The organism is Vibrio sp. B1Z05 (assembly GCF_052955985.1).
In genome coordinates this window covers 716,714-731,260 of record NZ_CP130463.1, presented here as the reverse complement: position 1 = coordinate 731,260, position 14,547 = coordinate 716,714, and the positions used below count along the sequence as shown (strand labels likewise).

General features: G+C 43.2%; 13 protein-coding genes. 3 read left to right on the top strand and 10 right to left on the bottom strand.

Annotation, left to right across the window (positions count from 1 at the left end; all coding sequences use genetic code 11):
* Positions 1 to 241: 241 nt before the first annotated feature.
* A complete protein-coding gene (yfbV, locus tag QV280_RS03515; protein ID WP_039970079.1) occupies positions 242 to 694 on the bottom strand; it encodes a terminus macrodomain insulation protein YfbV in 453 nt (150 codons plus the stop codon).
* A 327-nt stretch (positions 695 to 1,021) separates the two neighbouring features.
* Here yfbV and QV280_RS03510 point away from each other — a divergent pair, with 327 nt between their 5' ends.
* Together QV280_RS03510 and pta are read left to right on the top strand one after the other, a co-directional pair.
* Positions 1,022 to 2,218 carry an acetate kinase gene (locus QV280_RS03510; RefSeq protein ID WP_152821635.1) on the top strand — a complete coding sequence of 399 codons (1,197 nt, stop codon included), beginning with the start codon at positions 1,022 to 1,024 and terminating at the stop codon, positions 2,216 to 2,218.
* Positions 2,219 to 2,314: 96 nt separating this feature from the next.
* On the top strand, positions 2,315 to 4,447 hold the full coding sequence (gene pta, locus QV280_RS03505) for a phosphate acetyltransferase (protein ID WP_152821632.1): 2,133 nt from the start codon (positions 2,315 to 2,317) through the stop codon (positions 4,445 to 4,447).
* A gap of 98 nt (positions 4,448 to 4,545) precedes the next feature.
* Here pta and QV280_RS03500 read toward each other — a convergent pair whose 3' ends face one another.
* From QV280_RS03500 to QV280_RS03490, 3 genes are all read right to left on the bottom strand, one after another.
* Positions 4,546 to 4,854 carry a YkgJ family cysteine cluster protein gene (locus QV280_RS03500; RefSeq protein ID WP_152821630.1) on the bottom strand — a complete coding sequence of 103 codons (309 nt, stop codon included), beginning with the start codon at positions 4,852 to 4,854 and terminating at the stop codon, positions 4,546 to 4,548.
* 107 nt (positions 4,855 to 4,961) lie between these two features.
* Complete coding sequence (locus QV280_RS03495) at positions 4,962 to 5,204, bottom strand: GlsB/YeaQ/YmgE family stress response membrane protein (RefSeq protein WP_023402911.1); 243 nt, start codon at positions 5,202 to 5,204, stop codon at positions 4,962 to 4,964.
* A 208-nt stretch (positions 5,205 to 5,412) separates the two neighbouring features.
* On the bottom strand, positions 5,413 to 6,303 hold the full coding sequence (locus QV280_RS03490; protein WP_023402912.1) for a Tim44 domain-containing protein: 891 nt from the start codon (positions 6,301 to 6,303) through the stop codon (positions 5,413 to 5,415).
* 242 nt (positions 6,304 to 6,545) lie between these two features.
* On the opposite strand from QV280_RS03490, the gene QV280_RS03485 reads away from it, so the two are divergent.
* Complete coding sequence (locus tag QV280_RS03485) at positions 6,546 to 7,472, top strand: YeiH family protein (protein WP_152821628.1); 927 nt, start codon at positions 6,546 to 6,548, stop codon at positions 7,470 to 7,472.
* Positions 7,473 to 7,495: 23 nt separating this feature from the next.
* Here QV280_RS03485 and QV280_RS03480 read toward each other — a convergent pair whose 3' ends face one another.
* The 6 genes from QV280_RS03480 to QV280_RS03455 form a co-directional block, all read right to left on the bottom strand.
* The gene (locus tag QV280_RS03480) at positions 7,496 to 7,696 is read right to left on the bottom strand and encodes a hypothetical protein (RefSeq protein WP_152821625.1); all 201 of its coding nucleotides are present in this window, start codon (positions 7,694 to 7,696) and stop codon (positions 7,496 to 7,498) included.
* 158 nt (positions 7,697 to 7,854) lie between these two features.
* Positions 7,855 to 9,372 carry an o-succinylbenzoate--CoA ligase gene (gene menE, locus QV280_RS03475; RefSeq protein WP_152821623.1) on the bottom strand — a complete coding sequence of 506 codons (1,518 nt, stop codon included), beginning with the start codon at positions 9,370 to 9,372 and terminating at the stop codon, positions 7,855 to 7,857.
* Between the two features lie 3 nt (positions 9,373 to 9,375).
* Complete coding sequence (gene menC / locus QV280_RS03470) at positions 9,376 to 10,371, bottom strand: o-succinylbenzoate synthase (protein ID WP_023402916.1); 996 nt, start codon at positions 10,369 to 10,371, stop codon at positions 9,376 to 9,378.
* 79 nt (positions 10,372 to 10,450) lie between these two features.
* Positions 10,451 to 11,323, bottom strand: coding sequence for a 2-succinyl-6-hydroxy-2,4-cyclohexadiene-1-carboxylate synthase (gene menH / locus QV280_RS03465; RefSeq protein ID WP_023402917.1), 873 nt, complete (start codon positions 11,321 to 11,323; stop codon positions 10,451 to 10,453).
* Entirely contained in the window at positions 11,324 to 13,054 is a 1,731-nt protein-coding gene (gene menD, locus QV280_RS03460) for a 2-succinyl-5-enolpyruvyl-6-hydroxy-3-cyclohexene-1-carboxylic-acid synthase (RefSeq protein WP_152821621.1), read from the bottom strand.
* Positions 13,051 to 14,355 carry an isochorismate synthase gene (locus QV280_RS03455; RefSeq protein WP_023402919.1) on the bottom strand — a complete coding sequence of 435 codons (1,305 nt, stop codon included), beginning with the start codon at positions 14,353 to 14,355 and terminating at the stop codon, positions 13,051 to 13,053. Before QV280_RS03455 ends, menD begins: the two co-directional genes overlap by 4 nt.
* Positions 14,356 to 14,547 lie beyond the last annotated feature (192 nt).

Sequence of the window (14,547 nt, the reverse complement as noted above, 5' to 3'; positions counted from 1 at the left end):
GACAGACTAAAAAGTGAAACTGGTTTCACTTAAAACTCTAGAGATCCATTATTACCAGTATGAGATGTAAAATAAAAGTAAAGAATGTGATTTATCTCTCGCACTCATCAGGATGTTAAATAAATGTCACAAAAGGGGATGTAACGGCAGATTAAAGATTTAGTGCGAGGGAAATCATTGAACGTAACCTCGAGGGATTACGTTCATTTAACAAAATGGTAGGAGCGAGGAGTAAAAGGAATTAAAACCAGCGTTCTAGAACGGTTTTGTCTAACTGTCTAAAGGCTCTATTTAACAGTTGTGCGAGCTCTTTATAGCGAGGCTTAGCTTTAGGCGGTTCAAGCAAGGTGCCAGAATCTAAGATTTTTTGATGAATTTCACGATACCAATTGGCTAAACTCGGCGGCAAAAGTGTGTTTGAACGCGTGCCTAACCACCAAAAGCCTTGAATAGGTAAACTAATCGCAAACAGTGCCACCACAATAGCTTGCGGTAAGCCGGATCCATTATGAAAAGTAAATTGAGTTAATACGCTGATAGCCGCAACTGCAGGCATCACTCGAATACCAAATCGAGTCGCCGTAATTACGCGATGCTCTGGGAACATAGGCGAGAGTTCTTTTCTCATCGGCCACAGATCCATGTACATCTGCCCATCTCTCAATCTATGAAACATTCCAATCTTTCCAACCATGACTAAATCGCTAAAAATTATTTTAAAAATTAAAAAATAAACATAAAAAATTGATAAATGATAAAGTAATTTCAATTTTTTTTGTTATATTTGCCTATTATCGCTATCCTTGTCAGCGTCTCATCTATAGCTTCGCCTTTAACTACATATTAGGCGAGAGAGAGGCCAGTTAGCAAGGATTGAAAACGTATCCTGAAAGGTAATACGGTCAACAAAGGGAAATTGTTGCAATTGAAACTGAGTAGCATCCTACATCGAATATGTGACTACTCATAATGACTAAATTCATTCTTTCTGAAGAAATCAGATGAAATACAGGAAACAAACATGTCAAAGCTAGTTTTAGTTTTAAACTGCGGTAGTTCTTCTCTTAAATTCGCCATCGTTGACGCGGACAACGGTGAAGAGCATCTTACTGGTCTTGCAGAGTGCCTGCACCTTCCTGAAGCACGTATTAAGTGGAAATTGGACGGCAAACACGAAGCAGCACTAGGTAATGGTGCAGCTCACGATGAAGCTTTAACTTTTATCGTAGACACTATCCTAGCTTCTAAACCTGAACTATCAGAGCAGCTTGGTGCTGTTGGCCACCGTGTTGTTCACGGCGGTGAAAAATTCACTGAATCAGCATTGATTACTGATGACGTAGTTAAAGGTATTGAAGACTGTGCAGCACTAGCTCCTCTTCACAACCCTGCCGCTATCGTTGGTATTAAAGCAGCGCAAAAAGCATTCCCTGCTCTACCAATGTCAGCTGTATTTGATACTGCTTTCCACCAAACAATGCCTGAAGAAGCGTACCTATACGCTCTTCCATACAGCCTATACAAAGAGCACAGCATCCGTCGTTACGGCATGCACGGTACTTCTCACCTATTTATCGCTCGTGAAACAGCTGAGCAACTAGGTAAGCCAGAAAGCGAACTAAACATCATCAACTGTCACTTAGGTAACGGTGCTTCTGTTTGTGCAATTAAAAACGGTAAGTGTGTAGATACTTCTATGGGTCTTACTCCTCTAGAAGGTCTAGTAATGGGTACTCGTTGTGGTGACATCGACCCAGCTATCATCTTCCACCTACACGACTCTCTAGGTTACACAGTGGATCAAATCAACACTATGCTAACTAAAGAGTCTGGCCTACAAGGTCTAACAGAAGTGACTTCTGATTGTCGTTTTGTTGAAGACAACTACGGTAAGAAAGAAGAAGCGACTCGTGCGATGGACGTATTCTGTCACCGTCTAGCGAAATACGTTGCAGGTTACACAGCAACACTAGAAGGTCGTCTAGACGCTATCGTATTCACCGGTGGTATCGGTGAAAACTCTGCTCCTATTCGTGAGATGGTTCTAAATCGTCTTGGCGTATTCGGCATCGAAGTAGATGGTGAAGCTAACCTTAAAGCACGTTTCGGCGGCGAAGGTACTATCACTGCTGCTAGCAGCCGTATCCCAGCAATGGTTATCTCTACTAACGAAGAGTTAGTTATTGCAGAAGACACAGCACGTTTAGCTGGTCTTTAATTACTTTAAACAGGTGAGGATTTCCTCACCTGTTTAGTTTTGGTTCAGCTGCTCCCCCAGCTGAGACTTTTTCATACATTTCGAGGTCTTCAGACTATGTCTCGTACCATTATGCTTGTCCCAATTAGCGCCGGTGTTGGTCTTACTAGTGTTAGCATGGGCGTTATTCGTGCCATGGAGCGCAAAGGTGTAAACGTTTCGTTTTACAAGCCTATCGCTCAGCCACGTACAGGCGGCAACCAACCAGATCTAACATCTACTATTCTTAAATCAAACAATGATATTAAGATTGGTACTCCAACGCCAATGGACGAAGCGCAATCGCTTATCCGTAACGAGCAAACTGACGTTTTGCTAGAAACAATCGTTGAGCGTTTCAACCAAATTAACGACGCAGATGTGACCCTGATTGAAGGTCTTGTTCCTACTCGTAAGCACCCGTTTGCTAACCAAGTGAACGAAGAAATTGCTAAAACTCTTGGCGCTGAGATCGTGTTCGTTGCTACTCCAGGCACTTACAACCCATCTCAACTTAAAGAGCGTATCGAAGTTGCAGTATCTAACTTCGGTGGCAAGAAAAACAAAAACATCTCAGGCGTTATCATCAACAAACTTAACGCTCCTGTGGATGAAGCTGGCCGTACTCGCCCTGACCTATCTGAAATCTTTGATGATTCTGATGCAGCTCAACAAGCGAATATCCAGTCAATGGAAATCTTCAACACTAGCCCAGTACGCGTACTAGGTTGTGTGCCTTGGAGTGTAGAGCTTATCGCTACTCGTGCTATCGATATGGCTAAACACCTAAACGCTGATATCATCAACGAAGGCGAAATCTCTAGCCGTCGTATTAAGAGCATCACTTTCTGTGCACGCTCTCTACCAAACATGATTGAGCACTTCAAACCAGGTTCACTGCTTGTAACTTCAGCAGACCGTCCAGATGTAATCGTAGCAGCCGCTCTTGCATCAATGAACGGCGTTGAAATCGGTGCAATCCTATTGACTGGCGGTTACGACATCCCTGAAGAAATTCGTGGTCTATGTCAGCCAGCATTTGACTCAGGTCTACCTATCTTCAAAGCACAAGGTAATACTTGGCAGACATCTCTAAACCTTCAAAGCTTCAGCGTTGAAGTACCAGCAGATGATAAAGAGCGTATCGAGTTCGTTAACGAACACGTTGCAAGCCACATCGATGGTCCTTGGATTGATACTCTAACTGAAGGTGTTGTTGCATCTCGTCGTCTAAGCCCACCAGCGTTCCGTTACCAACTAACTGAATTTGCTCGTCGTGCTAACAAGCGTATCGTTCTTCCAGAAGGTGATGAGCCACGTACAGTTAAAGCTGCGGCTATCTGTGCTGAGCGCGGTATCGCTAACTGTGTACTTCTTGGTAACCCTGACGAAATCCGTCGCGTTGCAGCACAACAAGGTGTTGAGCTAGGCGCCGGCGTTGAAATCATCGATTCTGATGCAGTACGTGAAAACTACGTTGCTCGTCTTGTAGAACTTCGCTCTAAGAAAGGCATGACTGAAGTTGTTGCTCGTGAGAAGCTACAAGATTCAGTATTCCTAGGTACTATGATGCTTGAGAATGGCGAAGTTGACGGTCTTGTTTCTGGTGCGGTTCACACCACAGCAAACACTATCGTTCCTCCGTTCCAAATCATCAAGACTGCACCTGATGCATCTATCGTTTCTTCAATCTTCTTCATGCTTCTGCCTGATCAAGTATTGGTATACGGTGACTGTGCAATCAACCCAGATCCAACAGCAGAGCAATTGGCTGAAATCGCTATCCAATCTGCAGATTCTGCAGCGGCATTCGGCATCGACCCTCGCGTTGCAATGATTTCTTACTCTACTGGTGAGTCAGGTAAAGGTGCAGACGTAGATAAAGTACGTGAAGCAACTAAACTTGCTCAAGAGAAACGTCCTGATCTAGTGATCGACGGTCCTCTACAGTACGACGCAGCAATCATGGAGAACGTAGCAGCTTCTAAAGCACCTAACTCTCCTGTAGCAGGTAAAGCAACTGTATTTGTATTCCCAGACCTAAACACTGGTAACACAACTTACAAAGCGGTACAGCGTTCAGCAGACCTAGTATCTATCGGTCCAATGCTGCAAGGCATGCGCAAACCTGTAAATGACTTGTCTCGTGGTGCACTAGTAGACGATATCGTTTACACAGTTGCTCTAACAGCAATTCAAGCAACTCAATAATCGTTGCTCACTGACTAAAATAACAAAGGCCGGTATTTTTAAATACCGGCCTTTTTTTGTCTGTTGCGCTAAGCAAATTATAAGAGCGTCAATAACGTCTAATTACGAGTCTCCCATTCGTTACGACACTCATAAGAACCCATTTCAAACTCTCGACAGATCCAAGGACGATTTTCATAAATAGTGCACAACATAGTGTCTCTATCTACCGCTGAGCACCACCCGTCCTCTAGACGTAACATGGTTTCCCCGCCCCATTTATCGGTAGCAATATGCTCTTCTGGAACTCCCGTATCGGTAATGATCATCACCTCTAAACGGCAACAACTGGCGCAGCAAGTACTGCACGCCACTTCAGGTTCGTTCACCTGTTTTTCAGAGATTTGTTTGATTGGGATGTTAGTCATAAGGGTCTATATCAAGATAAGTGAGCATATAGTACGTCATTTACACTAAACAATATACGCTCACTAGAAGACGCGAAATACCAATCGTAATAATTGATATATGGGGATTAAAGTCTCTTAATAAAGCCAACAATGTACAGTAGCAGTATTGCGCCAACAGTCGACACAACCAAAGAACCAATAATGCCACCTGCGGCTAAGCCAATAGCGTTAAATACCGTTCCACCAACGACAGCACCTAAAACACCAACCACAATATTGCCAACCACGCCAAAGCCACCGCCTTTCATAAAGTTACCGGCTAACCAACCTGCAACCGCACCGATCAACAAAAATAGGATAATGTTCATATACTTTGTACCTCTTACTTTTTTTAAATATGTGCGAAGGAAAACATCGCTATTCCTCTGCCCACTGAGTGCAATAAAGTATACGTGCTGATAAGCATTTCTGTTTATTGAATTCTAATTATTCATATCAATCAAAGTTATCGAGCAAGCAAAAAAAAGGCCGGAACTCAGTTCCGACCTTACATTCATATTTGCTTTGCAAAAGAGATTACACTTGAATACCTACGATCAACCAAGGTGCATTTGGCTGAGTAAGATCGCGCTCAAGGTGCCAGATATCGCTGATGTCTTCTTCTACATTTTCTACTGTGTCACGGTAGCGACCCGTAAACTGTAAGCTAAGTTGCGCTTTGCTCGCGTCGTAATCGGCACGTACAATTTCAGCGTCTACATACATAACGTCAGTATGCTGTTCACCTTGTAGTGAAGCACGCTCCGATTGTAGATCATCAAACAAGCTTGTCGATACGTATTCACGAATCGTTTCTAACTCATTGTGATTCCATGCGCCTTGCAAAATACGGTAATGTTCACGTGAACCGTTAACGAAAGCGGCATGGTCGAAACCCGGTGGATAGTTATGTGGCACATCTGAATGTGCAGAGCTACCAAAGCCAGTATTTGACGCAGCTGCGCCTGATGTTGGCTCAGTAAACGATTGTGACTCTTGCTGTCTAAATTGAGTATTGCTTGCTTGAGGGCCATTTGAATACGCAGGACGCTGCTGATTCATACTGCCTGCTTTTGCTCCCAGCATACCGCGCAAGAATTTAAAGGCAAAAAACGCAATCAAACCGATAATAAGAATATCCATAAACTGGATACCTTCAAACGCCCCGCCAAAAAACGCCGCTAGCAGACCACCCGCAAGTAAGCCTCCCATAAGACCGCCCATTAATCCGCCTTTTCTAGTTGGATTTTGCGTGCCTTTATTGTTTAAAGAATTAGTGTTTGTTGGTTTTGCTTTCGGTGCCGGAGCCGTTTTAAAGCTCTTACCAAAAGATTTACCACCACCAAATCGCTTTGCTTCAGTAACAGGTGCATACACCATAGCTACTGATACTAGCAATACAGCCATAATCGAAAAAATGCGTTTCATAATCTCTCTTTGATTTTTATGAGTCAGTGCAATACTACCTATTAGCATCGAATAAATGAACAGAGTTTGCACATAGAGTTGTTAAAGTTTATTGCAATCTAGCACTGCATCACACTCTTTTTAATCACCAGATAGCATATACAGTGTTTTCAATAGAACAATCAGTGCTAAACCCTACATTAATTATGTGTATTTAGCTTGAGATAGTTATCATAAGCGCAAATTTAAAGATTACTAATCCTATGTCGTTATTTACTAAAAAGCACATCCCATTTTTTATTGTGCTCGTCCTTTGCTTTACACCTTTATTGCAGTCTCCATCTGCATTAATTTTAGGTTTAATTTTGTCTCAACTAGGATTAGTGCCTACTCACTTACCTATCGCAAAATGGACCAAAAAATTACTGAGCTATTCTATTATCGGTTTAGGCTTTGGCATCTCTCTAGCAGAAGCCTTTAAAGCAACGTCCAGTGGCATAGGTCTGATCATGACCACGATTTTCGTTACCTTACTGCTCGGTACATGGGTAGCGATTAAACTGGGCATAGATAAGAAAACCGGTTATCTCATTTCAAGTGGCACCGCTATTTGTGGCGGAAGCGCCATCGCAGCCGTATCGCCTGCTATTAATGCTAACGCCAATCAAACGGGTTTAGCGCTTGCTACTGTCTTTATTCTTAACTCCATTGCGCTGTTTGTCTTTCCGGTGATTGGGCATGCTTTAAATTTAGATCAGCACACTTTTGGGGTTTGGGCGGCAATTGCGATTCACGATACATCATCAGTGGTAGGCGCTGCCAGTGCTTACGGTGAAGAAGCACTGCGTACTGCAACCACACTGAAACTGGCTCGTGCTTTGTGGATTATTCCTGTAACCATTGGCAGTGCTTGGTATTTTGGTAGAGGAAAAGAACACAAAATAAAAGTACCGACTTTTATCTTCTTATATATTGCGGCAGTGGTTATTAGTGATTTATTGCCACAATTTGATGCGTTTTATCACATGACCTTTTCGGTGGCAAAACAAACCTTGGTGGCTTGTTTATTTTTGATTGGTTCTGCTATTTCATTAGAGCAAGTGAAAGAGGCTGGGGTTAAACCCTTATTATTTGGTGTCGGCTTATGGTTAACAATTTCTGTCGGGACTTTATTGTGGCTTCTACATTGATAGGCAAATAGACCGCTTATTTCCTATAACACCTTATCATAGTGACTTGGCTTTACTCTCGACAGTAGCCAGTCACTGCTTTTCTTTACCGACTTACCACTTTGGTTAAATGCTATTCCCACCACTAACGCAAAACCCAGCGCCTGCGCAATTGATCCTAGCAAGCCATGATCCGCTATCGCTACGCCTAAACATGCTGCAACCAACGCCCAAAGAAAATACATAGTCCATTCCGTTATATTAATTGGTAAATTAATTACCCTGTTCATTGGCTAGGATTATGACGCTATCGTTGTGCTTTGAGAAAAACCGTTTTGCTCTATATCATAACTAAATGATTCTATAAAAATTGAAACTGTGAATTTTCGTTATAATAGATGCGCTAGAAACGTTCGATGTGTTGCTCTGATAACCAGTTTTTGAGTTTAGCTCGAGAAACCTTAATTCCTTGATTTAATAAGGTGCTCGGTATCGGTAGGTAATCGATAGGACATTTGAATTTTTGTAGATGGGATAAGCAAAGCTCGTTGAGCTCTCGCTTTAACTCGCCGTTAAGTGCGCCTTGCGACAATGTCAATAGCGCCACTGGTCTATGGCCAAATGTTGGGTCAACAACAGGTACAATAAATGCCTGCATAATCGATGAATGTTTGATTAGTACCCGCTCAATTTCTTCACAGTGGATATTCTCACCGCCAGAAATAAACAGGTTATCCGCTCGCCCCATAATGACCAGTTCATCATTTTGCCAACGACCAAGATCTTTAGTATCAAACCAGCCATCATGCATTGCTAACGGCGATAATATTCCTTTCTGCCAATAGCCAACCGCTAAGGTCTCACCCGCAACTAAGATGGTTTGATTGTCAATTTTTATCGCACGCTTAGCCAGTACTTGCCCTGCACTATCCGCCTCATCCACTCTTTTAGCCGTCACTGTGGATGCCATTTCGGTCAACCCGTATCCCGCCCAAGTATCGATGCCATACTTGCGCGCCGCATTTGCCAACGGATGAGGAATAATAGCGCCCCCCAACAACACCCGTTGTAATGTTAAAGGCGTTTGCAGTGTTCCTTCTTCTATTTGTTGTAATGCGTGTTGCAGTTGGGTTGGCACCATCGAAGTATGGCTTACCCCTTGCAAGTTTAATCCCTTGCCCTGTTTTAAGCGCAGGCAACAGCCACAGAGTAGCCAACGCCACACTATCGCTAAACCTGAAACATGAAACAGCGGTAATGACAAAAGCCAAGTGCTAGAAGCATCAAAACTAAATTGCTGCTGTAACCCAATGGCAGAAGCCAAATGATTTGTCACGCTGTGCGCAACTGCCTTGGGGTCGCCCGTTGAGCCTGATGTAAAAATTAGACTCGCGATATTCGACACTGAAAAATGTGAATGAGAGGATGAACAATCCTCTGAGCTATAGTCAGAAGTTGTAAATTCTAAATAGATAGTATCAATTGAACCCGTTAATTCTGGCTCCACACTTGGGCATAAATAACAATGTGAACAACCGAGTAATGCTTGGCGCTTCACAAGCTCAGATTCAGGTAATAGAGGCACTATCGAAACCACTATTCCGGCCTCTAGTGCCGCAAGATACACGATAATACTTTGCAATGAGCTGTGCGCAGTCACCAACATGAGCACATCATTATCACCTAACCCCATCGCTGACAATTGCTGTCGTACACTAGTGACATAACTCGTCAATTCTGACCATGAATAGCGCCCATCATTACATTCTAGAGCACAGCCATTTACCGCTGTTGTTAGAGTTGGCCTTGAAGTTGACGTTAAAGTTGCAGTTGAAGTTGAAGTTGCAGTAGCTTTGTTATCAGAGCATTCGCTCCAATAACAAAGTGGGGATTGATGAGAAAAAGGCGTGTTAAGCGGCAAAGTTTATTCCGAGCTCTGCTGCCAAACTAAGGTTTGAGAGCTTAGACTTCTGACGGGTAATTCACTCCCCGGCCACGGCGTATGCAGCTGCTCTTTATACAGCTGTAAGGTATCTAAACCCGGCGTGGTCATTGGGGTGAATTGATGCGCTAGACGAGCTAACTGAGACAGCCCTAAACTGGATTCGATACTCGAGCTGATTACAGCGATAAGCCCTAATGCTTGAGCCTTTTCTATCAATTGAATACAGCGCTGCAGATTACCAATTAACATGGGTTTAATCACAATCGCTTTTGCGCCAGTAAGAAACTCAAGATCAAAGTCTGGGTTCATCACACCATTTTGTAGGGTTTCATCCCAACCAATGGCAATGCCGGTTTCTATGGCGAACGTTAAGCTGTCACCCGGTGCACTGCACGGCTCTTCAATATATTGAATACGGGAGCGCAAAGAAGGATTAATTTTACTGGCAAATTTTTTGGCTTTCTCTAAGTTCCAAACTCGGTTTGCATCCAGTCTTAACTGTATGTCTGGAGTCGCTTCTAAAAATAGGTTAACTAAAATCCCATCACGGATCGGCTCATACAAGCCAACCTTGATTTTTGCCACTTTATCACCCTGCATGGCATTTAATGCAGGCAATAGATCGTCTGGATCGCCGTGGCAAAAAGGAGCTGCTTGATAGTTTCCTTCTGCGCCCAATAATCCATTTAATTCGTATTGCGCCATGGATAAACCAAAAGCAACCGAAGGGTAAGGAGAATGGCAGTCTAACTCTTCTCCCTGCGTCCATTTCTTTAGTCGAGCAACCACTTCTACAAATGCTTGGTCCATCGTTTCGTGGCTAAACCCTATCAAAGGTGCCACCTCGCCATAACCAATGCGATCGTTTTCAGATAACTCGACTATCCAGCCTTCTCGACTCGTCAGTTTTTGTTCACGTAAAATAACACCGCTATCCATCTCAAGCTGATAACGATATAAACTTGCCTTTCTCATAATTATAATTTCCTAAGCCAACATTTAAGCCAACATTTAACCCAACGTTAATGACGGCATCATGCGAGGGGCATAATATCTAGTTTGTCTGTGCAATGGATAAGAGCTGTGTCAATTTTTGTGCATATATGTGAGGTTGTTCTTTATGTGTGTTATGTCCAGCCCCTGATATCACTTCATAAGGCACTTTGTTTTGTGCGTACAAGTGAGAAAACTTTGCATCATGCTCTCCCACAACATAGTAAATCTTGTATTGGGTGCTTTGCCCTGCAGAGTGTAGCTCGGGCAATAAATATTCCTGCTTAGCCAATGACGTCACAGCCATGACTTTCGCTAACGCTTTACCATCATTGCGTGAGCGCTCCTCGACCAACCGAGATTTTTGCTCACTGGTTAAAGAAGAAAACACCGGCTGTTGATACCAATCATGCAATACATCAGGAAGCGCTTGTTGTGCAAAACGATCAATCCAGCGACAATCATTTTGCCAACGCTCCTGTTTCTCTGACCCTAGTTGTAGGCCAAAGTTTCCTCCTTCCAACACAAATCCTGCAATGGCAATATTACGTTGCTGAATTTGAAGTGCTAAGTGCATGAGTAAACGAGCGCCTAGCGAATAACCGACTAAAAACACCGGCACTTGCTCATCAGGCACTGGATTTTCTAATGCTTGGCTATCGGGCAGTCGCTGCAATTGTTGGCAGATATTTTCAACAAAACCATCAAAATCACTCGGGATAGGCATATCGCTAGCACGGCCATGTCCGGGAAGGTCTAGGGCATACAGATCCCACGTGGCAGGCAAATACTCCACCAGCGACAGCCAATCTTGACTGCTGCCTAAAAAGCCGTGCACAAATAACAGACGTAATGCAGGCTTATTTTGTACGGGACGAAGCGCATTCAGTTGCGAAGAGTTTAGTGACTTGCCTGAGTGGATATTTAGGGGCATTTATAGCCCCTGAATTGTTGAACAGAGCGATTTAATATGTGCTGAGGCTTGCCCTGCAGGAGTGACCACCTCAATCAATAATGAACGAGATGAATTTGCTTCAAAGTCAGTCATGGCTTGCTTTAATTTCTGCCATGTTGTTGGGCGCTGATAGTCCATATTAAATTGCTGAGCGGCATGGGCAAATTGATAAGCATGTGGCATTTGGTATAGGCGCTGCTTATGGTTTTCATCCACGGGTAACATATCAAAAATGGCTCCGCCATCATTGTTTAATAGCAGCACAATACCGCCACTATTTGCTAGTAGTGACAATGAATTTAAATCGTGTAGTAATGAGGTATCACCAATAAATGTCAACGTAGGTTTATTCAAACCGGCGCCAACACCGGCGCTAGTTGCCACGATGCCATCAATGCCTGATGCACCGCGGTTGGAAAACACCTCACAGTGTAAGTTGGCGCAGGCCATATCAACTAAACGCACTCCTAAGCTGTTACCTAAAAATAGCGGATAGCCTTGGGTGATCTCATGTAATTTAGTGGCAACTTCAAGCTCGGTAAGCGTTTCTGAAATTAAACTGTGAGTCTCTTCAACCACCATCACACGTGCCGCTTTAAGTCCGTCAGCCCATCCACCATTGTCTGATGATTCAACAAAACTTAAAGGCAGTGACCACTTTCCGGAAAAACGTTGCATTGGCAAATGATCGGGGTTTAATTCCCCTGGTTCATCACACACTAATGCGTATTGTTTAAAATCAACGTCAACTGCTTTTTGCTTTATAAAGCTGAGTAAGCGTTTTGACACCAGTCTAGCGCCAAACTGCAGCACGGCTTCGCACTGCGCAAGTTGTTGTAGGTTAGTTTGGTTTTGCAACCAAACATCATAACAGCTCCAATCTGAGCTTATGCCTGACTGAGGGTCACACAAAATCGGCCAGCCTAATTGCTCAGCAAGGGCTTTAACTTGCTGAGCTTTCTCAAATGCTAACCTGCCTACAATAATCAACCCTTTAACATGGCGATGTTTCTGCACAAAGTGAAATAATGTGTCGCTATCATCGATCGCATTTACGGTTTGTGTTAAGTATGTTTTTTTTGAACAAAGCCAATATTCAGCAAGCTCTTTCACTTCAGCTAATCGCGGGCTCTCGGCAACATACAAAGGCTCTGGAAAGGGGCAATTAATATGAATAGGCCCTTTTAATTGAGCTTGCGTGGCTAGTGCTTCATCAAACTTAGATAATAACCAACCAACATCAATCTCAGCACTAGGGCTTGGCAGCGCTAGGGCTTTACTGACATGAGTAGAAAATATCCCTTGTTGAACAATCGCTTGATTGGCACCCACACCGACTAACTCAACCGGTCTGTCGGCAGTGAGTAATATCAGTTTTTCGCCCGTGAGATTGGCTTCAACTACTGCAGGAAGTAAATTAGCGACCGCAGTGCCGGAGGTGACGATAACAATCACAGGTTGCTGCGTCGATTTCGCAATACCTAACGCAAAAAAACCAAGCCCGCGTTCATCAAAATGAGTGTGTAGCACAAGCTCATTATGCTCTATGGCTTCTAATGCCAATGGCGTAGAACGAGATCCCGGTGCAATACACACGTGTTTAGCACCAAATCGGCTCGCTTCTTCTAACAATACCGATGACCAAACTCGATTAATCTGTGCTTGAGAAAGTTGTTTTAAAGAGATTTGCTGTGATGGTCGCTTGCTCATGAAGCTTGTTCCAACACGCTTTGCTCGGTAATTAGGCTTAATAAAGTCGACATTTTTTTATCCAGCTCTTGCCACTCATGTTCAGCTTCAGAGCCCGGCACAATGCCTGCACCGGCAAATAAGTGTAGATCGTCGCCTTGCACCATGGCACTGCGAATTGCAACGCAAAACTCAGCACTTTGATCGCTAATGTAACCCACTGAACCGCTGTACCATGATCGAGAAAAAGGTTCGTTTTGTTCAATAAATTCAAGAGCTAGATGACGCGGTAACCCAGCGATAGCAGCGGTAGGTTGCAGTGCTTGTAACAGCTTGCTTTTATCCGCGTGTTTAGATAGCTCGGCTTGAATATGTCTTTTTAAATGCTGTACACGACGTAACTTAACTAAACGAGCTTCATCTTCAACTTCAACATTGGAGCAAAATGGGGCTAAGCTATCGACAATATCATCTACAACATATTGATTTTCTTGTAGGTTCTTTTTGTCATGAATCAACCAATTGGCTAACTCTAGATCCTGAGACGGTTTGCTGTGTCGGCCGATAGTACCTGCCAACGCTTCTGTTTCAATAAGTTGTCCGCGACGGCTGTACAATCTTTCTGGTGTAGAACCAATAAAAGAATGACCTTCTTCTAGCTGCAATAAAAAGTGAAAACTGTGACGATTTTGCTCACGACTTAGGGCTAATAATTCAACCCCTTTTAAAGTCGAATCAAGTTTGACAGTAGTTTTGCGAGCCAATACCACTTTTTTCAATTCGCTGCTGCTTATCGATTCTAACGCTAAATCAACATTGCGTGTCCACAACGCTTGATCTGGGGTATGCGTCACTTTTGTAACGGCAGGCAGTGGGGTTGAAAAAGATAAGGTATCGTTATTAAGCAGATGTACCGCACGACGCACCGCGTCTCTATCTTGCATTAAATTAACCGCCAAGAACCAATCTTGATTACGGCGAACCAATTCTATATGCGGTAAAAAGAAGAACGATTTTAAGCAACGTCCTTTCTTATTCTTATAGGGGAAAGCATACCCACCCCAAATGCGTTGATTTTCGTTAAGCATTGAATAAGCAGGATTAATTTCATTAAACGTTCGGGCTTGACCTAAAGCGACCACCTCTTCTGTGGTATCTCTAGACTGCCAATAAAACTTTGGAAAAATAGGCTGATTTTCCATCCAAGGAAGAACGGAATCAACGCACACTTCCTCTACTGGCACCTCAATACGACAAGCGTCAATCGGCGCAGTTTCAACATGCTGGGCGAGCTGTTTTATAGCATTTGCAAAATAAGACAATGTGACCTCTAACCCTCTATTTCTCTTATGATTACCGAATAATTGGCTTACTCTAGAGCGAGTGATTAGCCAAATCAAGCGAGACAACTACAATTGTAGAGTAAACATAAATTTAAGCTCGTAATTCTTGATAACTCAATTGTTTAAGCATAGATTTTTCTACTCAAAAACATCAATTTAGTGTAATTTGAT